Origin of the sequence: Streptomyces sp. NBC_00249, from assembly GCF_026342355.1 — a bacterium.
In the GTDB taxonomy this organism is placed as follows: Bacteria; Actinomycetota; Actinomycetes; order Streptomycetales; family Streptomycetaceae; genus Streptomyces.
This window is the reverse complement of the sequence record NZ_JAPEMV010000003.1, coordinates 694,290-721,029: the sequence shown is the minus strand read 5'-3', so window position 1 is coordinate 721,029 and position 26,740 is coordinate 694,290. Positions and strand designations below refer to the sequence as shown.

Below are 26,740 nucleotides of genomic sequence, written 5' to 3'. Positions count from 1 at the left end.
GCGCCTCGAACGCCGCCTTCCTGGTACCGCACCCGGATCCTCGACGCCGCCGGTCGGCCGGTCCGCTGTGGAAGACGCCTCGGTCGGCGTCAGTGAGATCTCGGCGCCGTCCATCCCGGATCGCGCCCGCTGAGCCCCACCGCCCGGTCCAGCAGCGGGGCGTCGTCCGGTACGGGCACGACCGCTCCGAAGATCTCCCCACGGCCCTCGTCCTCGACGGACGCCAGCAAGAAGGCGTGCGAGGCTCTCAGCGCGGCCCCATCGGGTGCGTACTCCTGGCCGGTGGACCGGGCCAGGTCCCAGCCGTGGATGACCAGCTCGTCGACGGCCACCGCGCCCGCGATGTCGCCGGGCAGGTCCACTCCGCCCGCGCGGGTCATACCGGTCCAGGCAGCCGGGTCCTTCCAGGCCTCGGCCAGTTCCCCGAGGAGCCGGGGCAGCTCCTCGCGCCAGTCGGCGGGCAAGGACGGCGCGGCCGCGCCGGGGGCCGTGTCCGTCGTGGGGCCCAGGTCCTTGCGTCCCGCGTCACGGAAGGCGGCAGCGAGTCCTGCGAGGTGGCCCAGCAGGTCACTGACCGCGTACGCGGGACACGGCGTACGGCCGGCGAGGCGGGCGTCCGGAACACCCACCACGAGACCGGCCAGGATCCGGGCTTGTGGTGCGAGGTCGACAATCGCCGTATCGGACATCTTCCGCTCCCTCCGGGACGATGGGTCTGAAGGGTAGGCCTGCGGCGCAGGCCGTACTCAGCGACACACGGGCCGCCGTCTTCGAGAGTCCCCGTCAACGCTGGGCTTGACCCGAGATCGGCCGGCTGGCCGGACTCCGCGCGAGCCTCGTGCGGCGGGTTGCCGGAGACGACGTCGCCCGCGCCGCGAACGGGTGAACCTCGCCGAGCCGCACGCCTCACTCGGGCGGTCTCCCCCGGCCCTGGCCCGTCGACCGGCCCGCGGCCACCACCTGGTACCACCCGCACCCCCACATCAGTCCAGGCAGAATTCATTCCCTTCCGGGTCGGTCATCACGATGATCCCCTCGTCCTGGTCATCGGCATCGAGCCGGTACAGCCGGTTCGCTCCCAGCCCCTCCAGCCTGGTGGCCTCCGTCTCCAGCACGGCCATCCGCTCGTCCCCAATCAGGCCGGGGGCTGCGCGTACGTCCAGGTGCAAGCGGTTCTTCGCTGCCGTCTTGCCCTCCGGGACCTTCTGGAAGAACAACCGCGGTCCCTTGCCGTCCGGATCCGTGATGGCCGCCTGGTCGTTGTGATGCTCGGGCGGCACGCCCCGCGCCGTCAGCGCGGCCGTCCAGTCGGGGAAGCCCGCGGGCGGCCCCTGGACGCGGTAGCCGAGCGCCTGAGCCCAGAACGCCGCTTGCGCGCCCGGGTCGGCGCAGTCGTACGTCACTTGGAATTCCTTGGCCATGCCGCCTCCGACCCGACAATGTTTTCCACTCCGGGTGTCTATCACCGTGCTCCGGCATCCGGACAGCGATTTTCATGGCCGCCACGGCGGACGCGCGGTCGCGAGTAGCCCAATGGGCCGCTCACCCTCCTCCTGACGAACGCGCCCGCGCGGGCGACGGTCAGCGTGATCGGCCACAGCCTGGGCGGCTGCGTCGCAGCCGTGCTCGCGGGGTGCCGTGACGGCAGGTCATCAGCCGCTTTCCGGAGCCGCGTTGTCAGTGGTGCCGGTTACGTTCGGGGTAGTGCAAGGGCCTTTCCCCGACAGGAGTGGACGATGACCGAGAGCAGTGTTCAGCCCCCGCTGCGGGTGGTGCTGACAGACGTCAACGAGCGTGTGGTGGAGGCGTGGCGGGCGGCGTTCGCGGACACCCCGGGCATCGAGATCCGCAAGGGCTCGATCCTCGACGAGGACGTCGACGCCTGGGTCACCCCGACGAACTCCCGGGGCCGGATGGACGGCGGGGTCGACGCCGCCGTCAAGCGGTACCTCGGATCCGGCATACAGGTACGGGTGCAGCGGGCGATCCGGGACCGGTTCGCCGGAGCGCTCCCGGTGGGCAGCGCGGTCTGTGTCCCGTCCGGGGCGAGCGTCCCACGGTTCCTGATATCGACGCCGACCATGGTGCAGTCCTCGCAGAACGTGAGTGCCACGCTGAACGTGGCCCTGGCGTGCGCCGCCGCGTTCCAGGCCGTCCACCGGCAGAACCGGAAGGCGCCGGGCAGCATCCGTTCCGTAGCGCTGGTCGGGATGGGTGCGCAGACCGGTCGGGTACCGGCCAGGGTGTGCGCCAATCTGATGTGGACCGGCTACACGCTCTTCCACGACCACTGGTTCGAGGACGACGACGAGCTGCGCGCCACGATCATCGCGCAGCTGGGCGGCATCGAGGACGCCCCGGTCGAGGAGCGGGTACGCATCGTGCCGCCGAAGGCCGCCGCCCCTGCGCCTGCTCCTGCCGGCCTCGTCCCTCCCTCGACCGCGCCCACGACCACGACCACGACCACGACCAGCGAAAGCCACTCCCCCATGACTGACGCGAACGACCCCCTGGCTCTCGCCGAACTCTTCAACGGCGGCGGTGAGCCCTGGCTTCCGCTCCTGAAGCCCGTCATCGAGGCGCAGCCGGACGCCGCCCGCTTCATCGGGAAGGGCCGCAGCCCCGAGGTCGTCCCGGTCCGCGAGTTGACCTTCCAGGCCCTCAAGCCCCATCCGCCGCACAAGTGGAAGGTCGTCGCCTTCGGCCAGAACCCGTACCCGCGCCCGGAGAGCGCGACCGGTATAGCCATGTTCGACAACACCTTCAGCGACTGGAAGGACAGTCAGTTCGGCAGGGTCGTCAGCATCCGCTGCCTCATCAAGGCGGCGGCGATGTGGAAGTACGGCATCGCCAAGAAGACGCCCATCGCCGACGTCCGCGCGCTGTTGAAGGAGCGGGACACGGTCCAGCCGCCGGAGTGGTTCCAGGCGATGCTCACGCAGGGCGTGCTGCTGCTGAACGCCTCGCTCACGGCCAGCGGCGACGGAGCGATGGGCGCCGACCAGCACACGGCGTTCTGGCGGCCCGTCGCCGAACGGATCGTCGAGGAGATACTCAAGGCCAAGCAGGACGCCGACGAGGAGGACCGCGGGGTCGTGTTCGCCTGGTGGGGGGCGCACGCCCGCAATCTGAAGAGGGTGGTCCTGCGGCTCCAGGAGAAGTACCCGGACGTCGAGGTCCGGCACATCGACCACGCGAACCCGGCGGCGCAGGGCGACATCTTCTGCGAGGGCGACCACTTCGCCCTGGTGAACGAGGCCCTCGCGTCGCTGGGCGCCGACGGCATCGACTGGCTGCCGAGCAAGGGGTGGAACGAGGGCGCGGCCGGGGCGGGCGGATCGGACGGGGGTGTCGCGGCCCGTATGGGCGCCTTCATCGAATCGACCATGAACCTGCACCAGCTGTACCTGGAGCGCCTCACCAGCGTCAAGGACGAGGGCCTGGTCCTCCCCGCCATCACCGGGGTGTTCGACACCCCGCTGATGGACTTCCAGGACGCCGTCGCACCGGTCGCCGAGACGCTGGCCGGGCTCACCGGACACATCGGCCGGTCGCGCGACTTCGGCAAGCGGCGGGCGGACGAGACCTCCAGCGGCCTGTCCGCCGACGCGATCGCCGCGCTCTACCTCTACACCTGCGAGTCCGCCTTCTACCGGGAGATCAACGCCGTCCTCCGCTCCCCGGACCGCACCAGGGTGACGCCCTACCTGCCGTACCTGCGACTGCTGTTCTCGGCGGTATCGGGGCTGCCCGCCCACACGCAGCCACTGTGGCGCGGCGTGTCGCTGGATCTGCGGGCGCAGTACCCGGTCGGCCGGACGGTGACCTGGTGGGGCGTCTCCTCGTGCACCTCCGAGCGGAACGTGGCCCGGTCCTTCCTGGGCAGCCGCGGCAAGCGGACGCTCTTCGAGGTGACGCCCGCCAAGGCGGTGGGGATCCGGAACTTCTCCGCCTTCACCGGGGAGGAGGAGTACATCCTCACGCCGGGCACGCAGCTCAAGGTGACGGACGTGAAGAGCGAGCGCGGCGGGCTGTGCACGGTCAGGCTGACCGAGGTGGACAGCGCGGCCACGGTGTCCTGACCGCTCGCGGTGGCGGACCTCGGCCCGTTCTGGACGGAGCACAGGATCCACTGACCCGGGCCGTGGGCCGGGGCGGTCGTCGTCCTCGGCTGTTCGGGGGAACCGCGATCCGCCCCGGTCCTTCTGCCGCCCCGCGCGGGCATCGTCGACGAAACGAAAGCGAGAGACGATGCCGCTCTATCTGTCGAGGTTCAGCTACACCCCTGAGACGTGGGCGAGGCTGATCGGCCACCCCGAGGACCGTGCGAAGGCCGCGCAGTCGTACATCGAGTCCGTCGGCGGGAAGCTGCACGGCTTCTGGTACGCCTTCGGCACGCACGACGGCTACAACCTCTGGGAAGCTCCGGACAACGTGTCCATGGCCGCGGTCGCGCTGGCGATCAGTGGGGGTGGGGCGCTCAGCTCGTTCGAGACGACCGTTCTCCTGAGCGTCGAAGAAACACTGGACGCCCTGGGCAGGGCCGAGCACATCCGGTACCGGCCTCCCGGCGAGTAGCGGCACTGCCTCAGGGTGCCAGGCGGGCGGCTTCCTCCCGGAGTCGGTCGAGGAAGGCCGTGACCGCGTGGGAGGGGGAGATCCCGGGCGGGGTGGCGGCGTAGACGCGGCGGCGCGGGGCGTCCTCGGGGTGCAGGGCGATGAGCGTGATGTCGGGGCGGGCGGAGGAGGTGGCGAGCGCCGGGACGAGGGTGATCCCCAGGCCGGCCGCGACGAAGCCCTGTTTGGCGATCCAGTCGGCGGCGACGAAGCCCATGCGGGGGCGGAATCCGCTCGCCAGCGCCGTACTCATCAAGGTCTCCTCGGGGCGGGTGCTGGCGGCGATCCATTCCTCCTCCGCCAGCTCGGCCAGCCGGAGGCAGTCCCGGCCGGCGAACCGGTGGCCGAGCGGCAGGGCCACGTACATCCGCTCGTCGAGGAGGTGGTGCAGTGTGACGTCGTCCAGGGGGTTCCCGGATGCCGTCCCCACCACCGCGAGGTCGAGGTCACCGGCCGCGAGCAGGGCCAGGTGCCGGCCGGAGGAGCCCTCGGCCCGGGTGACGGTGACGGCGGGGTACCGGGCACGGAATGCGGCCAGGGCGCGCGGCAGGAGGGCGGCGTCGGCGGTGGAGAAGGCGCCGACCCGCAGCCGTCCACGGTCGAGCGAGCGCAGGGCGTCGAGTTCGGCGCGGGCAGTGCGCAGCCGCTCCCCCAGCGCCTCGGCGTGAGGGAGCAGGACGTGTCCGGCCTCGGTGAGGCGCACTCCGCGGGGAAGGCGGTCGAAGAGCGGGGTGCCCCACTCGTCCTCGAGGCTCTGGATCTGCCGTGAGACGGCGGACTGGGTGTAGCCGAGGGCGCGGGCGGCGGCGGTGAACGAGGCCAGCCGGGCCACGGTCAGGAAGACCTCGTACAAGCTGTGCGCTGTGGGCATGGCTGCCATGCTAGACATTCGCTTGTCGCATGGCGGGAGCGGCTCTAGCGTCGGAGCATGCAGACCACGCAGAAGATCGCGTTCCTCGGCCTCGGCCACATGGGCGCTCCGATGGCCCGTCATCTCCTCGCCTGCGGCTACGAGCTGACCGTGTGGAACCGGACGCCGGCCAAGGCGGGCCCGCTGGTGGAGGCCGGGGCCACGCTCGCGTCCTCGCCCGCCGGGGCCGTCCGTGACGCGGACCTGGTCGTCACGATGCTGGCCGACCCGGCGGCGCTGCGGGCCGTCGCCGAAGAGGTGCTGCCGGCCCTGCGCCCGGGCACGCACTGGGTGGACACCTCCACGGTCGGCCCGGACCCGGTACGGGAACTGGCGGCGCGGCTCCCCGAGGGGGTGAGCCTGACCGACGCCCCGGTCATGGGCAGTGTGGACCGGGCCGGCACCGGCGAGCTGTGGGTGCTGGTGGGCGGCGACCCGCTGCCCGGCCCGGTCCGTACGCTCCTCGCCACGCTCGGCAAGGTCAGTGAGTGCGGGCCGGCCGGTTCGGGCGCGGCCATGAAGCTGGTCCTGATCAACGCGGTCGTCGGCGGAGTCGCCCTGGTGGCGGAGGCGCTGACGCTGGGCCGGGCCCTGGGCCTGCCCGCCGCTCTGGTCCGCGAACAGCTGTCCGCGGGCCCCCTCGCCGGGGCGGTCGCCCGGACCTTCGCGGACGCCTCCCACTTCCCGGTGGCCCTGGCAGCGAAGGACGTGGCCCTGGCTACCGCCCATGCCGCGCTCCCTGTCCTGGACGCGGTCCACGCCACGCTCGCGGCCCGGCCGGAGCTCGCGGACCGCGACCTGTCCCGGCTCCGGCCGGACGCCCGGTGCTAGGGCCTGTCGTCGAACTCGCGTCGTCGCCCGGAGGGCGGCCCCGCGGCGTCTGGTGCCTGCTCTCGGCGTGCCGGGCGGAATCGGGTGTCTCACCGTCCCAGTTCCGGCCTCCTGGTACGTCACGCTCTGGGGCGGGTGAGGCACGTGGAGCCGACGTGAGCCGACCGGTGCACTGATGTCCGGGCGGGGACTCATGGGACATGGCCCGGCACCCGGCTCAGGTTCCGGGGAGGATACGGCGCGTTTCGTAGGCCCACATCGCGATCTCGACCCGGTTGCGGGCGCCGAGTTTGGCCATCAGGCTGGCCAGATGCGTCTTCACCGTGCTGAGGCTGATGTGCAGTGCATCGGCGATCTCGGTGTTGGTCAGCCCGCGAGCGACGGCGAGGAGCACCTGCTCCTCGCGGGCGGTGACGGGGGAGACCGGCTGGGCCACGGGCCGGCCGGCGGGCAGGTCCGCGAATGCCTGGAGCAGACGGACGGTGACGCTGGGCGCGATGAGCGCCTCACCGTCGGACGCCGACCGTACGGCCTGCGCCAGAAGGTCCGGTCCCGTGTCCTTGAGGAGGAATCCGCGGGCCCCGGCACGCAGTGAGCCGTAGACGTACTCGTCAAGGTCGAACGTGGTGATGACGACCACGGCCAGCGGGTCGGCGACGCCCGGGCCGGCGACCAGCCGGGTGGCCTCGAGCCCGTCGAGTACGGGCATGCGGATGTCGAACAGGCAGACGTCGGGGCGTAGTTCGCGGGCCAGACGTACCGCCTCCCGCCCGTCGGCGGCCTCGCCGACCACCTCGATGCCGGGCTGGGCGTTCAGTATGATCCGCAACCCGGTGCGGATGATCGTCTGGTCGTCAGCGACGAGGACGCGAATGGACACCGCTCTCGCTCCTCGCTCTCGGCAGTTCGGCTTCGACATGCCAGCCCCGGTCGGTACCCGGGCCGGCTCGTAGTGTGCCGCCGAGCAGCGTCGCGCGCTCGCGCAATCCGGTAAGTCCGTATCCGTCGCGACCCCGGCCGGTGCGCCGGCCGTTGTCGCGCACGCTCACCCGTACCGTGTGCCGTTCCGCGGTGACCCGGACGACGAGCTCGGTCGCGTCGACCGCATGGCGCAGCGCGTTGGTCAGCGACTCCTGCACGATCCGGTAGACGGCCGCGTCCACGGCCGGGGGCAGCGCGTCCAGTTCGCCGTCGAGCCCCAGGTCGACCCTGAGGCGAGCCCCCGGGGTGCGCACCAGGCGCTCCAGATCCGCGACTCCGGCAGGGGGCGCCAGCTCGGCGCCGACCCCGCGGTCGCGCAGCGCGGCGACCATGGCGCGCATTTCCTCCAGCGTGCGCGCCCCTTCCTCCTCGACCCCCTCCAGCGCCTCGACGGCGGCGGACGGGTCGGTGCCCGCGAGCACCCGGCCCGCCTGGGCGATGATCACCATGGCCGACACGTGGTGGGCCACCGTGTCGTGCAGTTCCCGGGCGAGCTGCTCGCGCTCGCGGGAACGCACCTGCTCCAACTGCCGCTCGCGAGCGGTCACCCGGAACCGCACGGCAGCCCCGACCACGCCGGGCAGCAGCAGGAAGACGAGGCCCCCGACCTCTTCGACGACCGGGGTCTCGTACGTGACGGTCGCCAGGGTGCAGGCCGCGAGGATCACCGCGCCACCGAGCACGATCTCCCGTCCCGATCCCCACCGGGGCAGCGCGTACACCAGCACGAGCACGACCGCGTCGATGTCCAGGCCGACCGGCTCGCGCGGTGCGGCGACGAGCGAGGCCACTTGAAGCAGGATCACCGAGCCGAACGCCAGCTTGACCATCGCCAGTGGGCGGGTCCGGCGCCACAAGGGCAGCAGGCACAGCCATACGGCGAACACCACCGCCACCGGCCGCCACACGACGTTCTCGCGCAGGGTGGCCTCCAGCGCCACACCGCACAGGCCCACCGCGAGCAGCGCCCAGTCCCGCCGCACCCGGGCGGGCGCGTCGGGCGGCCGGGGTTCGGTCCACAGGGTTCGCAGGTCGTCTCGTAGCACGGTTCTCAGCCTAGGGACCGCGGCGTGCCGCGCATCGGCCGAAAGGACGGGTCGTCACTCCGCCCTGGGGCCTACGGATCCGCGGCCCGCGGGCCGATGCCGCGGAGCGCCGTGGCGACGAGCCTCGGCATCGGCGGCCGTACAAGGACGGCCGACAAGTTTGTTGGAGGACCCGATGCTCTCGAAAGCCCTGTTGCGCCTGGGCGCAAGCGCCGCCCGCCATCCCTGGCGGGTGATCGCGGCATGGCTGATCGCCGCCACGCTCGCCGTCCTCGCCGCCGTCGCCTTCGGCGGGCGGACCGCGGACTCGATGACCGCTCCGGGACTGGACTCCCAGCGGGCCGCGGAACTGATCGAGCGGGCGGGCACCGGCCAGGAGGGGATGACCGCCCAAGTGGTCGTCACCCCCCTCGACGGCGCTGCGACGTTCTTCGACGACGACGGCGCGCGCACCGCTCTCACGCGGCTGCGGGCCGAGGTGAAGCGGCTGCCGCACGTGCTCGGCACGAGCGACCCGGCGGGGGCACTCACCGCGGGCGGGGACACCGCCGTGCGCGGCGGCCTCGTTTCGGCCGACGGGCGGATCGCAGTCGTCCGGGTGCAGTACCCCGACCAGAGCCGGCTGTCGGCCGAAGACCTCGACGCCCTCGTCGTTCTCGGCGACCGGCTGCGCGCCGATCTGCCCCTGCGCATCGAGATGGGCGGGAACCTCTTCTACGCCTTCTCCGACCCCGACGGCGGCGCGAGCGAGCTGATCGGCCTCCTCGCCGCGGCCGCGATCCTGTTTCTGGCGTTCGGTTCGCTCGTCGCCGCCGCGCTGCCGATCGGCATGGCGGTCTTCGGGCTGACCATCGGGGTCGCCACGATGACGGTACTGGCGGGGGTCACGGACGTCCCCACCTTCGCACCGGTCCTGGGCAGCATGGTCGGGCTCGGAGTGGGCATCGACTACGCGCTGTTCGTGCTCGCCAGGCACCGGGAGTACCTCGCGTGCGGGCTCGATCCGCAGGCGGCGGCCGGACGAGCGGTGGCAACGGCGGGGCGGCCGGTGGTCTTCGCCGGCGGCACCGTCGTCGTGTCGATCCTCGGCCTGGCGGTCGCGAACGTGCCGTTCATGACGGTGGGCGGGGTTGCCGTCTCGATCGTCGTCCTGACGATGGTGCTCGCGTCGGTGACGCTGCTGCCGGCCTTCCTCGGCGCGGCGGGCCCGCGCCTGGCCCGGGCCGGCCGGATCGGCCGGGCTCTGCAGACCGGGAAGCTGGGCCGGCTCGCACGGCGGCGGGACCCGGTGGCGGGCGCCGCTCCCGCCGCCGGTTGGCGGCGCTGGATCGGGCACGTCAGCCGGCACCCGGTGCCGTACGCGGTCGGCGCGGCGGCGCTGCTGCTGACCGCGACGCTGCCCGTGCTCGGCCTGCGCGTGGGCCTGCCCGACGACGGCTCACTGCCCCACAGCCGTACCGAGCGCCGGGCCTACGACCTCGTCGCCGAGGGGTTCGGCCCGGGCACCAACGGTCCCCTCGTCATCGCCGCGGACCCCACCGGTGATCCGGGAGTGCTGGACCGACTCGTCGGGGCGGTCGCGGCGGATCCGGGCATCGCATCCGTCGCGCCGACGCACGTCGATCGGGCCACCGGCATCGCGACCCTCGTGGTGTTCCCGACCACCAGCCCTCAGGACAAGGCCACGGCCGACACCATCGCCCGGCTGCGCACCGACGTGCTGCCCACGGCGATCGGGCACGGCCCGGCCAGGGCCCACGTCGGCGGCGCCACCGCGAGCCTGTCCGATGTGGGCCAACGCACCAGCCAACGCCTGCCGGTGCTCGTCGCCGCCGTGCTGGCGATGTCGTTCCTGCTGCTGATGCTGGTCTTCCGCTCGATACTCGTACCGCTCAAGGCGGTACTGCTGAACCTGCTGAGCATCGGCGCGGCCTACGGCATCATGGTCGCGGTCTTCCAGTGGGGCTGGGGAGGCGCACTCATCGGGCTGGAAGCGACGGTTCCGATCGTGTCGTTCATCCCGATGTTCCTCTTCGCCATCCTGTTCGGCCTGTCGATGGACTACGAGGTGTTCCTCCTCTCCCGCGTACGCGAGGAGTACCTGCGCACCGGCGACAACGGCACGGCGATCGTTGAGGGCGTCTCGCGCACCGCCCGGATCATCACCTCGGCCGCCCTCATCATGGTGGCGGTCTTCCTGTCCTTCGCCGTCGCCGAGGACCCCTCCACCAAAATGTTCGGGCTCGGCCTGGCCACCGCGATCTTCATCGACGCCACGGTCGTACGCATGGTGCTGGTACCGGCGACCATGACACTCCTCGGCCGGACCAACTGGTGGCTGCCGAAGTGGCTGGACCGGATGCTTCCCCGCGGCCCGGTCGGCACCGACGCGGAATCCACGGGTGAGGCCCCGCGTCCACGGCTGGTTGACCGTTGACTCAACTCCTGCCCGCCCTTGGCGTCCGGCACCTCGGCGTCGTGGCTGACGGGTCGGCCACCTCTGGAGCCCTTCTTCCTCCGGTTGGCGGCCTGGTCCTTCTTCTCCGGGATGACCGCCTTGATACGGCGTTCGCACAGGTGGGCGCGGATCCGCGGGACGAGTACGCCTTGTCCCCGGCGACCGCGTCCGGCCGGATGCGGGGTCGGCCGACGGGCCCGCGTACCCGTACCTTCTTCAGGACGGGGATGAACTGCTCGGGGTACGGGCCGTACTCGCCGATCGGCAGGTACGGCTCGATGAACTCCCGATCCGGATCGGTCAGTTGCACTCGCGTCACGTAAGACCGTCTATCGGACCGGACCGTGCCGCGAAGGCACATCCCGCAAATCGATCACGACTCGATACGCGCCATAGTGCTGTGACCGGCTCGCAGGGAGGTCCTCAGCGCGGACTTCGCCGGGATCGAGGCCGGTTCGCCGGCCGTTCCAGAGGTCCCGCGGTGCGGTTCGGCCGCCCGGCCTACAGCCGGATCGCCGCGGCCTCCGGGACGCCATAGGTTGCGGCGAGGATGCGGGATCCGCCCGCTCCTCGCCGAAAGGGTCGCCCGCATGGCTCGTCGCTGGTTCACATCCGCCCTGTGCGCGCTCGCGCTCCTCGCACCCGCGTCACTCGGCGCGGCCTCCGCCGCGGAGGGCGGGCAGACCTCGGTGCGGGTCCTGACCCGCAACCTCTACCTGGGGGCCGACCTCGCGCCCGTCCTCGCCGCCACCAGCCCCCAGGGGCTGGTGGCGGCGGTGACCGCGGTGTACGCGAACGTCCAGGCGACGAACTTCCCCGAGCGCGCCGAGGCGCTGGCCGACGAGATCGCCGACAGCGACCCCCACCTGGTGGGCCTTCAGGAGGCCGTGCTGTGGCGCAGTCAGACGCCCGCCGGGCAGGGCAGCGCCACGCATGTCGAGTACGACTTCCTGCAGATCCTTCTCGACGAGCTCTCCGCCCGCGGGAAGCACTACGCGGCCGTGGCCACCGTCACCGTGGGCACTGACTTCGAGGCCCCGCGTTCCACGCCCGCGGGCCTGCAGGACATCCGCCTCACCGACCGTGACGTACTCCTGGCCCGCACCGACCTGCCCGCGCGGAAGTTCTCCGTGGCCAACGCTCGCGCCGCCCAGTTCCGGAGCTTCGTGCCCCTGTGCCGACCGGTACTCGGCTGCCCGCCCAGTCCTCCGCTCCAGATCCGCCGCGGCTGGGTCGCCGCCGATGCCACCGTGCACGGGCGCACCACCCGGGTGGTCACCACCCACCTGGAGCCCGCGGTCGCCTCCGTTCAGGAAGCACAGGCCGACGAGCTGCTCGCGGGCCCGCTGAAGACCAAGCTTCCGACCGTGCTCCTCGGCGACCTCAACTCGGCCGCCGGCGGGGTCGGCGCGACACCCGAGAGCAACACCACGAGCTATGACGACATCCTGGCCGCCGGCTTCAGCGACGCCTGGACCGCCACCCACCGCCGCGACCCCGGCTTCACCTGCTGCCAGGCCGCCAACCTGCTCAACCCCACCTCCAGCCTCGCCCAGCGCATCGACTACGTGCTCTACCGCGGCAGGATCACCGCCCTGTCGAGCGACCGGGTGGGCGACGAGCAGGCCGACCGGACTCCCTCGGGCCTCTGGCCCTCCGACCACGCCGGCGTCACCGGCGAGCTCCGGCTGCGCTGAGCGACGGTTTCCCCTCGGGCTCAACCGGCACGTTCCGAAAGAGACGGCCTAGTCTGCCGTTCATGCGACTGCCTTTCGTCCACCGGGTGACCAAGTACGACCCGGCCGACCGTGACGAGCACGGCCACTACGTCGGGGCGGAAGACACCGGCTGCGACCACGGGCCGGTGGAGGCGGCGTACCTGGCGGCGGTGGGTGCGTTCGCCGCGGAGGCCGGGGTGCGCGAACTGGCCGTTCGGGAGCCGATCCTGCCGTGGCGGGACTCCTGGCGGGAGGGCGACCCGGCCGGTGAGCCGCCGCTGCCCGCCGGGCTGGCGGAGCTGTACGACGGGCTGGTGGTTCCGCCGGCCACCGCGCTGGAGCTGGTGCGGGGCATGCTGCGTGGTGATCCCGGCGGGTACACCCTGGAGGCCGAGGGGCGCTTCTTCGTCGAGGTCGGGTGGGACCAGTACGTGTACGTCGGCTCCGCCGTACCGGGGGACGTCGCCGTCCGCCGTACCGCCGAGCTCGGCCTGTTCGCCGAGAGGATCAGCGGCTCCGCGTACGAGCGGGACCGCGACGAGGAGCCGGGCGAGCAGTGCCCGGCCGACGACGGCTTCTGGGCCCGGCTGGCACAGGCCGTCGCCGACGGGCAGGCCGGTCTGCTGGAGGAGGGCTACGTCCACAACCTGACCCGCTGGCACCGCCTGACCCCGTCCTCTCTGCCCGCCGTCCGGGCCGGGCTGGCGCCCCGCGCGATGATCGGCGCCTGGCCGGCTCCGACGGCCGGTGTGGGGGCCGTCCTCGCCGCGCTGTCCACCGAGGAGTCCGTGGAAGTGGTCTGGGAGGACGCCGAGGGCCGTCTCTGCCGGACCAGCGCGGACGAGGAGGACTTCGACCGTCTCCGGCCGGCCCTGGCCCGCGCCCGCTCCGCCCTCCTCCTGCCGGCCGCCGCGGACGAACGCCGCCCCCTGCTCAGCGCCGTACTGCCGGACGCCGACGGTGTGCTGCGGGCCCGCTGGCGCACCGTCCCGGGCAGCCTGGACTGAGTCCAGCACCGCGTCGGCGCCGGTTGCGCGTGGGCGCGGTGCACACCTGCGGCCGCGGCCGCACTCTCCCCGTACTCCGGACCGCCGTGTCAGCCCAGGAGGCCGGCCAGTACCGCCATCGCCGCGTTCAGCAGCTGCGCGGCGGCCGGGCCGCCCGCGGCCGTGCGGGCGAGCAAGCCCTCGCGGGCGGCCAGGATCACCTCGGCGGCCTGTCCGGCTTCGGCGCCGGGCGGTACCAGTTCCGGCAGGCCCCTCTCCAGCAGGGCTGCCACCGCCGCTGTCACCGCGCGGTCGTGCGCGGCGACCCGCTCGGCGAGTTCGGGCGTACGGGCGGCCAGGAGGCGGAACTCCAGGAAGAGCAGGATCCACCCGGTTTCGGCGGGCTCGACCCGCAGCAGCGCCTCGACCAGCCGCCGCGCCCGTTCCTCGGGCCCCAGCTGTTCGGCCGCTGCGGCCAGGCGCTCCAGTTCGGCCATCCGGTCGGCCGCCTGCTCGTCGAAGAGGGCCAGCAGCAGGTCTTCCTTGGTGGCGAAGTTCGAGTAGAAGGCCCCGCGGGTGTAGCCGGCAGCGGCGCAGATGTCCTCGATGCTCGTCCGCGCGTACCCCGCGGACAGGAAGAGCTCACCTGCCGCCGACAGGATGCGGGCTCGGGTGTGGACACGGCGCCGCGGGGGCCGGGGCGCGGCGGGTTCGGCCGGGGAGGAATTCACACCCGTCACGATACATGGTGTATTCAATACAGGTCGTATCGAAACGAGGTCGCGAGAGGACCCCCACCATGAGCCGACTGCTGATCACCGACGCCCACCTGCTGCACCCGGAGACCGGCACCCGTACCGACCGGGCGTGGATCGAGGTCGCCGACGGCCGGATCGCCGCCACCGGCACCGGTCGCCCGCCCGGCGCCGGGCAGGACGTACGGGTGCTCGACGCGGCCGGCGCCACGGTGCTGCCCGGCCTGATCGACGCCCACGTCCACCTGCTGGTCACCTCCCTCGACCTGCCCGCCATCGCCTCCTGGACCCCCGGGTACCTGACCGTCCGGGCGCTCGCGGAGGCCGAACGGATGCTGCGCCGCGGCTTCACCACCGTCCGCGACGTCGGCGGCGCCGACCACGGCATGGCCCGGGCCCTGGCGGAGGGCCTGGCACTCGGCCCCCGACTCGTCCACGGCGGGAAGGCGCTCTCCCAGACGGGCGGCCACGGCGACCTGCGACCGCTCGGGGACGACTCCGTGCCCTGCTGCGAGAACCGTCCGGACTTCGCCCGGATCGCGGACGGCGTCGACGCCGTCCGCAGGGCGGCCCGGGACGAGTTCCGCAAGGGGGCCGCCCACCTGAAGGTGCTGCTGTCGGGCGGGGTGGCTTCGCCGCACGACGAGATCGCCGCCGTCCAGTACAGCGCGGAGGAGATACGCGCGGCCGTGGAGGAGGCGGAGAACCACAACCGGTACGTCACCGTGCACGCCTACCATCCGCGCGCCATCGACCGGGCCCTGCGGGCCGGCGTGCGGTGCGTCGAGCACGGCAACCTGATCGACGACGCGACCGTCGCCCTGCTGCTGGAGCACGACGCCTTCCTGGTGCCCACCCTGGTCGCCTACGAGCGGACCGCGCGGCTGGGACGGCAGTCCGGTCTGCCGGAGTCCTCCTACCGCAAGCTGATCGAGGTCCGCGACCACGGGCTGGCCGCCCTGGAGAAGGCCCACCGGGCGGGCGTCAGCCTGGTGTACGGCAGCGACCTGCTCGGGCCGCTGCACTCGGCGCAGTTGGAGGAGTTCACGCTGCGCGCCGAGGTCCAGCCCGCCGCGGACGTGATCCGCTCCGCCACCACCACGGCGGCCCGGCTGCTGCGGATGGAGGGGGAGATCGGCACCCTCGCGCCGGGTGCGCACGCCGACCTGCTCGTCGTGGACGGCGACCCGCTGGCGGACCTGGCCGTTCTCACCCGCCCCGAGCGGCACCTGCGGCACGTGATCAGGGCCGGCGCCGTGCTGTGAGCCCGTCAGGAGCGCCGTCGTCGTCCGTGTCACGGCACGGGCCGGCCCGGGGCCGCGTACGTTCGACACCTCACAGGAGCCCGCTTCGAACCTTCGGGTGCCCACGGGCCGCCGCCCCCGCCGTGTCCGGTTCGGGGGCGGCGGGGGCGGGGGCGGGTGGGTCAGGGCGTGAGGGAGGTGCGGAGGTGGGTGGACAGGGTGCGGATCACCTCGGCCTGGTCGCGCACCAGGTAGAAGTGGCCCTGGGAGAAGACCCGTAGGGCGAACGGGCCTTCGGTGTGGGTGGACCAGGCCGCCGCTTCCGCCTCCGTCACCTTCGGGTCGTCGCTGCCGATCATCGCGACCACGGGGCAGTGCAACGGCTCCCCCGGTTCCGGGGTGTAGGTCTCGGCGGCCCGGTAGTCGGCGCGGATGGCCGGGAGGACCATCCGGAGCACCTCGTCGTCGCCCAGGAGCCGGGTGTCGGTGCCGCTGAGGCTCTTGACCTCCTCGATCAGGCCCCGGTCGTCCAGCAGGTGCGCGGTCTCGTGGCGGGGCGCCGAGGGGGCCCGGCGGCCCGAGGCGAAGAGGGCCGCCGCGACGACGCCCTTCTCGCGTTCGAAGCGGCGGGCGACCTCGTAGGCCACCGAGGCGCCCATGCTGTGCCCGAAGTACGCCAACGGCCGGTCCGCCCAGGGCAGCAGTGCGGTGAACACCTGGTCGGCGAGTGCGGGGACGGTGTCGAGGAGCGGCTCGGTACGGCGGTCCTGCCGGCCGGGGTACTGGACGCACAGCACGTCCACGAAGTCCGGCATGGTGCGGGCCATGGGGAGGTAGAAGCTCGCGGAGCCGCCGGCGTGCGGCAGGCAGACCAGCCGGACGGCGCTGTCCGGCCTCGGCTGGAACCGGCGTACCCACAGGCTGTCGTCATGGGCGTTGGAGGGGGTGGAGGGGGTCGTCATGCGGGTGGGCCCTTCGGATGGCTGGGGAGCTGGGGTCAGGGGAGCTGGACGAGCCATTCGTCGACCGCCCTTGCCGTCGACTGTGCGTGACGTTCCATCAGCGTGTAGTGGTTGCCGGGGACTTCGGTGACGGTCCGGGCGTGCTCGGGGGCCGGCGGGCGGTCGTCGGCCCCCGGCTCGCCGTCGGCCATGCGGTCCTCGGCGCGGACGACCAGCGTGGGTACCTTGGCGTCCGGGGCGTCCCAGTGCTCGAAGGCGGCGAGGTAGCCGCCCATAGCGGTGAGCTGGGTGCCGGGGGCGGAGATGAAGTCGAAGCGCGCGGACTGCTCGCGCACCACCGCCGACTGGAAGCGGTCCCCGAGGCCCTGCGTGCGGGTGAAGCTGTCGAGCATCACGATGCCTTCGACGGGCCGGCCCAGCTCCTCGAGGCGGCAGGCCACGGCGTGCGCGACCCAGCCCCCCGAGGAGTAGCCGACGAGTACCACGGGCTCCTCGCCCGCGCACTCGGCGACGGACTGGACGTGGACCTCGACGAGGGCGGCGACGTCCTGCGGCAGTGCCTCCCCCGGGCCGAAGCCGGGCTCGGGCAGGGCCCAGACGGTGCGCCGGCCGCCGAACGCGGCGGCGAAGCGCGCGTACTGGTGCACCCCGGAGGGGGCCATGTACGGGCCGAAGCAGACCAGTTGAGGCCCTTCGGTGCCGTGCGCCAGCCTGACCGGGACGGGCCGGTGGCCGGCGGCCGACGCGGTGTCGAAGACGGGCCGCAGCCGTGCGGCGGCGGTGAGCATCTCGATGCCCTCGGTGAGCCTGCCGAGTTCACCGGCCCGGCGGTAGAGGCCGACGAGGAGATCGTCCTGGTCCGCCTTGAGGGGGGCGGCCGGGGTTTCCGTCAGGAGGGTGAGGAGGCGGGTGGTCACGGCCGTGGGGGTGGGGTGGTCGAAGACCAGGGTGCTGGGCAGTTTCAGGCCGGTGGCCATGCTGAGGCGCTTGGCGAGCTGGACGGCGGTCAGCGAGTCGAAGCCGAGTTCCAGGAAGACGTGCCGGTCCCGTACCGCGTCGGCGGAGGGGTGACCGAGCACGGCCGCGGCCTCGGAGCGTACGAACTCCAGGACCGCGGCGTCCCGTTCGGCTCCGGAGAGCCCTGCCAGCCGACGGGCCAGGAGGGGTTCGGTGTCGGCCCGGCCGCCCGCTCCGGTCTCTTCGGCGGCCAGGAGGCGGGCCACCTCGGGCAGGCCGGCGAGCAGGGGGCTCGGCCGGGCCGCGGTGAAGCCGGGCAGGAAGCGCTTCCAGTCCACGTCGGCGACGATCACCGCGGTGTCGCCGTGTTCGACCGCGCGGCGCAGGGCCAGGACGGCGCGTGCGGGGTCCATCGGGTCGAGGCCGCGCAGCCGCAGCCGCTCCTCCGCGGCCAGGTCGACCATTCCGCCGCCGCCCCAGGCGCCCCAGGCGATGGAGGTGGCGGTCAGGCCGCGCGCCTGCCGGTGTTCGGCGAGGGCGTCCAGGGAGGCGTTGGCCGCGGCGTAGGCGGACTGTGCGCCGCTCCCCCAGGCAGCGGCGCCGGAGGAGAACAGGACGAAGGCGTCCAGTGCGCGCTCGCCCAGCAGTTCGTCCAGGTGGGTCGCGCCCGCCGCCTTCGCCTCCATGACGGCCGCGACCTCGGCCACGGTGGTGTCCGCGAGCATGGCGGGCGTACCGACGCCGGCGGCGTGCACCACGGCGCTGAGCGGCGGCAGCGCGGTGAGCGAGTCCAGGAGTGCGGCCACCGCGCTGCGGTCCGCCATGTCGCAGGCGATGACGCTCACGCGGGCGCCCAGGGCCTCCAGTTCGGTGCGCAGCTCGTCGGCGCCGTCGGCTGCGGGGCCTCGGCGGCTGGTCAGTACGAGGTGTTCGGCGCCGGCGCCCGCCAGCCAGCGGGCGACCCGGCCCCCGATGAAGCCGGTGCCGCCGGTGACCAGGACGGTGCCGCGCGGCTGCCAGCCGGGCCCGGCGGGGGCGTCGGCGCCGGGGGCGCGGAGCATGCGGCGGGCGTGGGCGGCTTCGGCGCGGACGGCGATCTGGTCCTCTCCGGTGGCCGCGGACAGCGCGGCGGCCAGCCGGCGTCCGGTGCCGGTGTCCGTGGCGCGTACGTCGGCGGGCAGGTCGACGAGGCCGCCCCACCGGGCCGGGTGCTCCAGGGCCACGACCCGGCCCAGGGCCGCGACCGGTGCCTGGGACGGGGCGTGGAGGGGGTCGGCGGGCCCGGTGGACACCGCGCCCCGGGTCACGCACCACAGCGGGGCGTCGACGGCGGCGTCGCCGAGGGCCTGGACGAGGTGCAGGGTGGCGGCGAGGCCGAGCGGGACGGCGGGGTGGTGCGGGTGGGGGTGGTCGTCGAGGGCGAGCAGGGAGAGGACTCCGCGTACCCCGCGGGCGGCTTCCCGCAGGGTGGCGGCGAGGGTGGGACGGTCCTCGTCGCCCGTGACGGCCAGCAGGACGGTCTCGGCTCCGTGGGTGGCGAGGGAGTGCAGGGCCAGTTCCACCGCCGGGTCGCCGAGCCGGTCCCGGGGGACGACCGCGAGCCAGCGCCCTGCCAGGGCGGGCGGCGCGGTGTCGGGGAGCGGCTTCCAGCCGATCCGGTAGCGCCAGCCGTCGGTGGCGGCCTCGTCGCGGCGGGCCCGGTGCCAGGCGTGCAGGGCGGGCAGCGCGGAGCGCAGGGTGGTGTCCTCGTCGAAGGACAGTCCCTCGGAGAGGGAGGTCAGGTCCTCGTGTTCCACGGCCGCCCAGAACTCGGCGTCCGCGGCGGTCTGCGGCGCCGGGGAGGTGTCCGCCGCCGTGTCGGGTGCGGTGGGCGCGTCGAGCCAGTACCGCTGTCGTTGGAAGGGGTACGTCGGCAGCTCGGCCGGTGTGCCGGCGGGGCCGGCGAACACCGCGGTCCAGTCGACGGGGACGCCGTGCGCGTGGGCCTCGCCCAGGGCGCCGAGGAAGCGCCGGGCGCCGCCCGCGGAGCGGGTCAGGGTCGGGACGACGGCCTCGGCGGGTCCGTCCGTACGCGCGTCGTCGAGGGTGTCCTGGAGTCCGTACACCAGTACCGGGTGCGGGCTGATCTCGATGAAGACCCGGTGTCCGTCGGCCAGCAGGCGCCGGGTGGCCTGTTCGAAGCGCACGGTGCTGCGCAGGTTGCGGTACCAGTAGGCGGCGTCCGGCGCGGTGTCGAGGGGTTCGCCCGTGACCGTCGAGCAGAACGGGATCTTCGGGATGCCCGGGGTGAGCGGGGCGAGTTCGGCGGCCAGTTCGTCCCGGACCGCTTCGACCTGGGCGCAGTGCGAGGCCAGGTCCACCTTGACGGGCTTGGCCGCCACCGCGTCGGCGGCGCAGGCGTCGAGGAACTCGGCCAGCGCGTCGGTGTCGCCGGAGACGACGACGGTGCGCGGCCCGTTGACGGCGGCCACGCTGAGGCGGCCCTCCCAGGGGGCGAGCCGTTCGGTGACCTCGGCCTCGGACCGCGGAACCGACACCATGCCGCCCCGGCCCGACAGCCGGACGAGCAGGGCGCTGCGGCGCGCCACGAGCCGGGCGCCGTCCTCCAGGGTGAGTGCTCCGGCGACGACGGCGGCCGCTATCTCGCCCTGCGAGTGGCCGACGACGGCGGCGGGGCGTACCCCGCAGGCACGCCACAGCTCGGCGAGCGCCACCATCACCGCCCACAGGACGGGCTGGATCACGTCCGGGCCCTCCAGTGCGGGGGCGCCGTCCGTGCCGCGCAGGACGTCTTCGAGCGACCAGTCCACGTGCGGGGCGAGTGCCTCGCCGCAGGCGGTGATCCGGTCGCGGAAGACGGGCGAGGTGTCGAGGAGTTCGACGGCCATGCCCGCCCACTGGGAGCCCTGGCCGGGGAAGACGAACACCGGCTGGACGGGGGATCCGGCCGAGCCGCGGACCGCGAGCTCGTGGGAGGCGCCGGTAGCCAGCGCGTCCAGGGCTTCGAGCAGTTCGCCGCGGTCCTCACCGACGACCACGGCGCGCTCGTCGAAGAGGGTGCGGGTGGTGGCGAGGGCGTACCCGATGTCGCGCGGCCCGGTCCGGTCCTGGCGCAGGAGGGCGGCGAGGTGTCCGGCCTGCTCCTCCAGTGCCGTACCGGTGCGGGCGGACAGCAGCAGCGGCACCGCCGCCGTTCCGGCCGGGGGCAGGGGGGCGGGGTCGTCGGGGCCGGCGTCGGGGCGGGCGGTGGCGGGCGGGGCTTCCTCGATGATGACGTGGGCGTTGGTCCCGCTCATGCCGAAGGAGGAGACGGCGGCCCGCCGGGGGCGGTCGGCCGCGTCCCAGGGGACGGGCTCGGTCAGCAGCCGGACGGCTCCGGCGCTCCAGTCGACGTGCGGGGTCGGCTCGTCGGCGTGCAGGGTCCTGGGGAGGACGCCGTGCCGCAGGGCCTGCACCATCTTGATGATGCCGCCCGCTCCGGCGGCGGCCTGGGTGTGCCCGATGTTGGACTTGAGGGAGCCCAGCCACAGCGGCCGGTCCCCGGCGCGGTCCTGGCCGTACGTCGCCAGCAGCGCGGAGGCTTCGATGGGGTCGCCGAGCCGGGTGCCCGTGCCGTGGCCCTCGACGGCGTCGACGTCGGAGGCGGACAGTCCGGCGTTGGCGAGGGCCTGGCGGATGACGAGTTGCTGGGCGCGGCCGCTGGGGGCGGTGAGGCCGTTGGAGGCGCCGTCCTGGTTGACGGCGCTGCCGCGGACGACGGCGAGGACCCGGTGGCCGTTGCGGCGGGCGTCGGACAGCCGCTCCACCAGCAGCATGCCGACGCCTTCGCCCCAGCCGGTGCCGTCCGCGTCGGCGGAGTACGCCTTGCAGCGGCCGTCGGCGGACAGGGCGCGCTGCCGGCTGAACTCGACGAAGGCACCGGAGCTGGACATGACCGTCACCCCACCGGCCAGGGCGAGTTCGCATTCGCCCTGGCGCAGGGCCTGCGCCGCCATGTGCAGGGCCACGAGGGAGGACGAGCACGCCGTGTCCACGGTGACGGCCGGGCCTTCGAGTCCGAGGGTGTAGGCGATGCGTCCGGACGCGACGCTGGCCGCGTTTCCGGTGCCGAGGTAGCCCTCGACGTCTTCGGGTACGGCGATGCCGCGCCGGATGTAGTCCTGGTAGCCGGACCCGACGAACACTCCGGTCCGGCTGCCGCGGACGCTCGCCGGATCGATTCCGGCCCGTTCGAAGGCCTCCCAGGAGGTCTCCAGGAGCAGCCGCTGCTGGGGGTCCATGGCGGTGGCCTCGCGCGGCGAGATCCCGAAGAACGCGGCGTCGAAGTCGGCCAGGTCGTAGAGGAACCCGCCGGCGCGGGCGTACGTCGTGCCCGGGTGGTCGGGGTCGGGGTGGTAGAGGGTGTCCAGGTCCCAGCCCCGGTCGTCGGGGAACACCGACATCGCGTCCGTGCCCTCGTCGACCAGCCGCCACAGCTCTTCCGGGGAGCGGACCCCGCCCGGGTAGCGGCAGCTCATGGCGACGATCGCGATCGGCTCGTCGTCGGCCCGTACGGGCGCGGCCGCGGTCTCGGTGGTGTCGCCGGTGCCGAGGAGTTCGACGAGGAGCGCGCCCGCCAGGTCGAGCGCCGACGGGTAGTCGAACACCAGGGTGGTGGGGAGCCGCAGCCCGGTGGCGCCGACCAGCCGGTTGCGCAGCTCGACGGCGGTCAGTGAGTCGAAGCCGAGGTCGCGGAAGGCCCGCCCGGGCTCGACGGCCTCGGGGCCGGGGTGTCCGAGTACGGCCGCGGCCTCGGCGCGTACGAGTTCCACGAGGGTGCGGTCCCGTTCGGCCGGGTCGGCCTGGGCGAGGGTCCGGCGCAGGGCGCCCGCGGTGTCGGCGGCCCCGTCGGTGTGCCCGGGCCGTGCGGAGGCCGCCTCCCGGACCTCGGGCAGATCGCCGAGCAGCGGGCTGGGGCGGCCGACGGTGAAGGTGGGGGCGAAGCGCGCCCAGTCCACGTCGGCGACGGTGACGGCGGTCGCGTTCCGGCCGACCGCGCGGTCCAGGACCGTGAGCGCGGACCCGGCGGCCAGGGGTTCGAGGCCGCGCCGGCGCAGGCCTTCGGCCACCTCGGGGCCGGCGGCCATGCCCGACTCGGCCCAGGGGCCCCACGCCAGGGCGGTGGCGGGCAGGCCGCGGGCCCGGCGGGCGGCGGCGAGCGCGTCGAGGTGGGCGTTGGCGGCGCTGTACGCGGCCTGGCCGCCCGCGCCCCACACCCCGGCGATGGACGAGAACAGCACGAACGCGTCCAGTTCGGCCGGTCCGCCGGGGAGTTCGTCGAGGAGCTCGTCGAGGTGGGCGGCGGCCGCCGCCTTGGCGGCCAGGACGGCGGCGAAAGCGGCCGGACCGGTGTCGGCGAGCAGCGCGGGCGTGTCGACGCCCGCCGTGTGCACCACGGCCGTGAGCGGGACGCCGGCCGCTTCGGGTCCGGTGAGGTCGGCGAGGAGCCGGGCCAGCGCGTCCCGGTCGGACACGTCGCAGGCGGCCAGCGTCACGCGGGCGCCCAGCGCCTCCAGTTCGGTGCGCAGTTCGTCGGCGCCGTCGGCGGCGGGGCCGCGGCGGCTGGTCAGCACCAGGTGTTCGGCGCCCCGGGCGGCGAGCAGCCGGGCCACGTGCCCGCCCAGCGCACCGGTCCCGCCGGTGATCAGCACCGTTCCCCGGGAGTGCCACTGCTCGGCCGACCGGGCGGTCGCGTCGGCGGTCCGGGCGAGGCGGCGGGCGTACACGCCGTCCGCGCGGACGGCGAGCTGGTCCTCCGGGCCGCCGGCGGCGAGGGTGGCGAGGAGCCGGTCCAGTACGGGCCCGTCGCAGGCCCGGGGCAGGTCGACGAGGCCGCCCCACCGGTCCGGGTGCTCCAGCGCGGCCACGCGGCCGAGTCCCCAGATCTGGGCCTGGCCGGGGGCCGTCACCGCGTGGTCGCCGGGCGAGGTGGACACCGCCCCGCGCGTGGCGCACCACAGCGGTGCCCCGACGCCCGCGTCGCCCAGCGCCTGGACCAGGGTCAGCGTGCCGGCGACGCCGCCGGGCAGTGCGGCCAGGCCGGCCGTCGGGCGCTCGTCCAGGCCGAGCAACGAGACGACGGCTCGCGGAGCGGCCGTGCCGTCCGTGGCCTCGCGCAGCCGTACGGTGAGCGCCTCCCTGTCTTCCGTGCCTTCGACGGTGAGGCAGGTGACGCGGGCGCCGTGGGCCGCGAGCGCGCCCCGGAGTCCGGCCGCGAGGGGTACGGCGCCGCTGTCGTGGTCCGGGCCGACGTCGGGCACGACCAGCAGCCAGTGCCCGTCGACGGGCACGGCCGCCGGATCGGCCAGGTGCTTCCAGGTGACGTCGTACTGCCAGTCCTCGACCGTGGACCGGGGACCGCGGGCGGGTGCGGCGGCTTCGAGCCAGTAGTGCTCGCGCTGGAAGGCGTAGGTGGGCAGGTCGATGCGGCGGGCGCCGTCTCCGGCGAGGACGGCCGTCCAGTCGACGGGGGTGCCGTGGACGTGGAGCTGGGCGAGTGCGGTGGTGACGGCGAGGGTTTCGGGCCGGTCGGGGCGCAGGAGGGGGACCGCGTTCGCGTGTTCGCCGTCCAGGGAGTCCTGGGCCATGGCCGTCAGGGCACCGCCCGGGCCGACCTCCAGGAAGGTGTTCACTCCCTCGTCGGCGAGGGAGGTGACCGCGTCGGCGAAGCGGACGGCCTCACGGACGTGGCGGACCCAGTAGTCGACGGAGCAGAACTCCTCGGACGGGACCGGGCGGCCGGTGAGGGTGGAGACGACGGGGATGCGCGGGGCGTGGAAGGTGACCGACTCGGCGACCTTGCGGAAGTCGGCCAGCATCGGGTCCATGAGCGGCGAGTGGAAGGCGTGGGAGACGGCGAGGGCCTTCGTCTTGCGGCCGTCGGCCGACAGCAGGTCGACGACTGCGGCTACGGCGTCCTCCGCGCCCGAAACCACCACCGATGACGGGCCGTTGACCGCCGCGATGCCCGCACGGTCCTCGTACCCGGCGAGCAGGGCTCGTACTTCGTCCTCCGAGGCCTGTACCGCGACCATGACACCACCGGCCGGGAGTGCCTGCATCAGGCGGCCGCGCGCCGCCACGAGCTGCGCCGCGTCCTCCAGGGACAGCACACCCGCCACATGCGCGGCGGCGAACTCGCCCACCGAATGCCCGGCCAGGAAGTCCGGCCGGACACCCCAGGACTCCACCAGGCGGTAGAGCGCCACCTCGACCGCGAACAACGCCGGCTGCGCATAGCCGGTCCGGTTCAGGAGATCCGGGTCCTCGCCGAACACGACGCTCTTCAGAGGGCGTTCGAGGTGGGGGTCCAGCGCGGAGCAGGCCGCATCGAACGCTTCCGTGAACGCGGGAGAGGAGGCGTGCAGCTCGCGGCCCATCCCGAGCCGCTGGCTCCCCTGCCCCGAGAACAGGAAGGCGGTTCCGCCGTCACGGCCCGCGGTGCCCTGGACCAGCTGCGCGGCAGCGGTGCCCTCGGCCACCGCCTTTACGCCGGCGACGAGTTCGGGCAGGTCGGCACCGACCACGGCGGCACGGTGTTCCAGTGCGGCGCGCGAGGTGGCCAGGGAGTGGGCCACGTCCACCGTACTGACGTCACCGAGCCCGAGGACGTGCGTCAGGAGCCGTTCCGCCTGTTCGCGCAGGGCAGCGGCGTTGCGCCCCGAGAGGGTCCATGCCACGGGACGCGGCCCGCCGGCCGGGGCGGTCCGGGCCTCCTCGGCGTCGGGGGCCGGCGGGGCCTGCTCGATGATGGTGTGGGCGTTGGTACCGCTCACTCCGAAGGAGGAGACGGCCGCCCTGCGCAGGTGGCCGTTCTCCGTCCACTCGACGGGTTCGGTCAGGAGGCGGACAGCTCCTGTCGACCAGTCGACGTGCGGGGAGGGTTCGTCCACGTGGAGGGTCTTCGGCAGGACGCCGTGGCGCATCGCCTCGACCATCTTGATGATCCCGCCCACCCCGGCCGCCGCCTGAGTGTGCCCGATGTTCGACTTCAACGACCCCAGCCACAACGGCCGGTCCGCCGGCCGGTCCTGCCCGTACGTCGCCAGCAGCGCCTGCGCCTCGATCGGATCACCCAGCCGGGTCCCCGTACCGTGCGCCTCCACCACATCCACGTCCGCAGCGGACAACCCCGCACTCGCCAGGGCCTGTTCGATGACGCGCTGCTGCGCCGGACCGTTCGGGGCCGTGAGCCCGTTCGACGCACCGTCCTGGTTCACGGCACTCCCCCGCACCACCGCCAGCACCGGGTGGCCGTTGCGCCGGGCGTCCGACAGCCGCTCCACCAGCAGCATGCCCACGCCCTCGCCCCATCCGGTGCCGTCGGCCTCGGCGGCGAAGGACTTGCAGCGGCCGTCCACGGCGAGGCCCTGTTGCCGGCTGAACTCGGTGAACATGCCGGTGGCGGCCATGACGGCGGCGCCGCCCGCGAGGGCCATCGAGCACTCGCCCTGGCGCAGGGCCTGGACCGCCAGGTGCAGGGCGACCAGGGAGGAGGAGCACGCGGTGTCGACGGTCAGCGACGGGCCTTCGAGGCCGAACGTGTACGACACCCGGCCGGAGGCGACGCTGGGGGCGGTGCCGGTGAGCAGGAAGCCCTCCAGTTCTTCCCGGGTGTCTCCGCTGCCCGCGTACCCCTGGTAGGCGAGGCCGACGAACACTCCGGTCCGGGAGCCCTTGACGGAGGTGGGGGCGATCCCGGCCCGCTCGAACGCCTCCCAGGCGACTTCGAGGAGCAGCCGCTGCTGCGGGTCGGTGGCGAGGGCCTCGCGCGGGGACATCCCGAAGAAGCCGGGGTCGAAGCGGCCCGCTTCGTGGAGGAAGCCGCCCTCGCGGGTGTAGCACTTGCCGGGCGTGCCCGGGTCGGGGTCGTACAGTCCGTCGAGGTCCCAGCCCCGGTTGGTGGGGAAGCCGGTGACGGCGTCCGATCCGCTGTCGACGAGTCGCCAGAGCGCTTCGGGGCTGTCCACCTGTCCGGGGTAGCGGCAGCTCATCGCCACGATGGCGATGGGTTCCTGGTCCTTGGCCTCCACCTCCTGGAGGCGGCGCCGGGTCTGCTTGAGGTCCGCCGTCACGCGCTTGAGGTAGTCCAGCAGTTTCTGTTCGTTGTCGCTCTGGCCGTTGCCGGGTTCGTTGTGCTCGTCGTGCTGGTTCTGCATGTGTCGTTCACCCGCCGGGATGTGTCAGGAGTGTGGTGCGGTGGTGCGGGCCGCGGAGGTGTGCACCGTGGGGGTCCG

At 73.7% G+C, this 26,740-nt stretch carries 15 protein-coding genes and 1 pseudogene; 7 read left to right on the top strand and 9 right to left on the bottom strand.

Annotated features, from left to right (window positions below; genetic code table 11):
• Positions 1–89: 89 nt before the first annotated feature.
• Positions 90–689: a TIGR03086 family metal-binding protein gene (locus OOK31_RS17205; protein ID WP_267088109.1), complete on the bottom strand. Its 600-nt coding sequence runs from the start codon at positions 687–689 to the stop codon at positions 90–92.
• Positions 690–983: 294 nt separating this feature from the next.
• A complete protein-coding gene (locus OOK31_RS17200) occupies positions 984–1,421 on the bottom strand; it encodes a VOC family protein (RefSeq protein ID WP_267088108.1) in 438 nt (145 codons plus the stop codon).
• A gap of 315 nt (positions 1,422–1,736) precedes the next feature.
• Between OOK31_RS17200 and OOK31_RS17195 the strand changes: the two genes are divergently transcribed.
• Together OOK31_RS17195 and OOK31_RS17190 are read left to right on the top strand one after the other, a co-directional pair.
• On the top strand, positions 1,737–4,082 hold the full coding sequence (locus OOK31_RS17195; RefSeq protein ID WP_267088107.1) for an ADP-ribosyltransferase domain-containing protein: 2,346 nt from the start codon (positions 1,737–1,739) through the stop codon (positions 4,080–4,082).
• A 169-nt stretch (positions 4,083–4,251) separates the two neighbouring features.
• Positions 4,252–4,578, top strand: coding sequence for a GYD domain-containing protein (locus OOK31_RS17190; protein ID WP_267088106.1), 327 nt, complete (start codon positions 4,252–4,254; stop codon positions 4,576–4,578).
• A gap of 10 nt (positions 4,579–4,588) precedes the next feature.
• Here the strand turns inward: OOK31_RS17190 and OOK31_RS17185 are convergent, their stop codons facing one another.
• A complete protein-coding gene (locus tag OOK31_RS17185; RefSeq protein ID WP_267088105.1) occupies positions 4,589–5,488 on the bottom strand; it encodes a LysR family transcriptional regulator in 900 nt (299 codons plus the stop codon).
• Between the two features lie 57 nt (positions 5,489–5,545).
• Between OOK31_RS17185 and OOK31_RS17180 the strand changes: the two genes are divergently transcribed.
• Positions 5,546–6,358: an NAD(P)-dependent oxidoreductase gene (locus tag OOK31_RS17180; protein WP_267088104.1), complete on the top strand. Its 813-nt coding sequence runs from the start codon at positions 5,546–5,548 to the stop codon at positions 6,356–6,358.
• Positions 6,359–6,575: 217 nt separating this feature from the next.
• Here the strand turns inward: OOK31_RS17180 and OOK31_RS17175 are convergent, their stop codons facing one another.
• Positions 6,576–7,238 carry a response regulator transcription factor gene (locus tag OOK31_RS17175; RefSeq protein ID WP_267088103.1) on the bottom strand — a complete coding sequence of 221 codons (663 nt, stop codon included), beginning with the start codon at positions 7,236–7,238 and terminating at the stop codon, positions 6,576–6,578.
• Positions 7,213–8,385 carry a sensor histidine kinase gene (locus tag OOK31_RS17170; protein WP_267088102.1) on the bottom strand — a complete coding sequence of 391 codons (1,173 nt, stop codon included), beginning with the start codon at positions 8,383–8,385 and terminating at the stop codon, positions 7,213–7,215. The genes OOK31_RS17175 and OOK31_RS17170 overlap by 26 nt, the downstream gene beginning before the upstream one ends.
• A 175-nt stretch (positions 8,386–8,560) precedes the next feature.
• Between OOK31_RS17170 and OOK31_RS17165 the strand changes: the two genes are divergently transcribed.
• Positions 8,561–10,822 (top strand): MMPL family transporter, encoded by a 2,262-nt coding sequence (locus OOK31_RS17165; RefSeq protein WP_267088101.1) that lies wholly within the window; start codon positions 8,561–8,563, stop codon positions 10,820–10,822.
• A 29-nt stretch (positions 10,823–10,851) separates the two neighbouring features.
• Here OOK31_RS17165 and OOK31_RS17160 read toward each other — a convergent pair.
• Positions 10,852–11,102: pseudogene (locus OOK31_RS17160) on the bottom strand (IS5/IS1182 family transposase); the annotation flags it as partial.
• 331 nt (positions 11,103–11,433) lie between these two features.
• Between OOK31_RS17160 and OOK31_RS17155 the strand changes: the two are divergent.
• Positions 11,434–12,540: an endonuclease/exonuclease/phosphatase family protein gene (locus OOK31_RS17155; protein ID WP_267088100.1), complete on the top strand. Its 1,107-nt coding sequence runs from the start codon at positions 11,434–11,436 to the stop codon at positions 12,538–12,540.
• Positions 12,541–12,602: 62 nt separating this feature from the next.
• Positions 12,603–13,568, top strand: coding sequence for an RNA-binding protein (locus OOK31_RS17150; RefSeq protein WP_267088099.1), 966 nt, complete (start codon positions 12,603–12,605; stop codon positions 13,566–13,568).
• A gap of 89 nt (positions 13,569–13,657) precedes the next feature.
• Here OOK31_RS17150 and OOK31_RS17145 read toward each other — a convergent pair whose 3' ends face one another.
• Complete coding sequence (locus OOK31_RS17145; RefSeq protein ID WP_267088098.1) at positions 13,658–14,278, bottom strand: TetR/AcrR family transcriptional regulator; 621 nt, start codon at positions 14,276–14,278, stop codon at positions 13,658–13,660.
• 68 nt (positions 14,279–14,346) lie between these two features.
• On the opposite strand from OOK31_RS17145, the gene OOK31_RS17140 reads away from it, so the two are divergent.
• On the top strand, positions 14,347–15,567 hold the full coding sequence (locus OOK31_RS17140) for an amidohydrolase family protein (protein ID WP_267088097.1): 1,221 nt from the start codon (positions 14,347–14,349) through the stop codon (positions 15,565–15,567).
• 161 nt (positions 15,568–15,728) lie between these two features.
• On the opposite strand, the gene OOK31_RS17135 is transcribed toward OOK31_RS17140, so the two are convergent.
• On the bottom strand, positions 15,729–16,508 hold the full coding sequence (locus tag OOK31_RS17135) for a thioesterase II family protein (protein ID WP_267088096.1): 780 nt from the start codon (positions 16,506–16,508) through the stop codon (positions 15,729–15,731).
• 35 nt (positions 16,509–16,543) lie between these two features.
• A complete protein-coding gene (locus OOK31_RS17125) occupies positions 16,544–26,662 on the bottom strand; it encodes a type I polyketide synthase (RefSeq protein ID WP_323188221.1) in 10,119 nt (3,372 codons plus the stop codon).
• Positions 26,663–26,740: the final 78 nt, after the last annotated feature.

Bases quoted from the DNA above. Each gene is read 5' to 3' on its own strand.
- OOK31_RS17205 (WP_267088109.1), bottom strand. From the start codon at position 689: ATGTCCGATACGGCGATTGTCGACCTCGCACCACAAGCCCGGATCCTG.
- OOK31_RS17200 (WP_267088108.1), bottom strand. From the start codon at position 1,421: ATGGCCAAGGAATTCCAAGTGACGTACGACTGCGCCGACCCGGGCGCG.
- OOK31_RS17195 (WP_267088107.1), top strand. From the start codon at position 1,737: ATGACCGAGAGCAGTGTTCAGCCCCCGCTGCGGGTGGTGCTGACAGAC.
- OOK31_RS17190 (WP_267088106.1), top strand. From the start codon at position 4,252: ATGCCGCTCTATCTGTCGAGGTTCAGCTACACCCCTGAGACGTGGGCG.
- OOK31_RS17185 (WP_267088105.1), bottom strand. From the start codon at position 5,488: ATGCCCACAGCGCACAGCTTGTACGAGGTCTTCCTGACCGTGGCCCGG.
- OOK31_RS17180 (WP_267088104.1), top strand. From the start codon at position 5,546: ATGCAGACCACGCAGAAGATCGCGTTCCTCGGCCTCGGCCACATGGGC.
- OOK31_RS17165 (WP_267088101.1), top strand. From the start codon at position 8,561: ATGCTCTCGAAAGCCCTGTTGCGCCTGGGCGCAAGCGCCGCCCGCCAT.
- OOK31_RS17155 (WP_267088100.1), top strand. From the start codon at position 11,434: ATGGCTCGTCGCTGGTTCACATCCGCCCTGTGCGCGCTCGCGCTCCTC.
- OOK31_RS17150 (WP_267088099.1), top strand. From the start codon at position 12,603: ATGCGACTGCCTTTCGTCCACCGGGTGACCAAGTACGACCCGGCCGAC.
- OOK31_RS17140 (WP_267088097.1), top strand. From the start codon at position 14,347: ATGAGCCGACTGCTGATCACCGACGCCCACCTGCTGCACCCGGAGACC.
- OOK31_RS17135 (WP_267088096.1), bottom strand. From the start codon at position 16,508: ATGACGACCCCCTCCACCCCCTCCAACGCCCATGACGACAGCCTGTGG.
- OOK31_RS17125 (WP_323188221.1), bottom strand. From the start codon at position 26,662: ATGCAGAACCAGCACGACGAGCACAACGAACCCGGCAACGGCCAGAGC.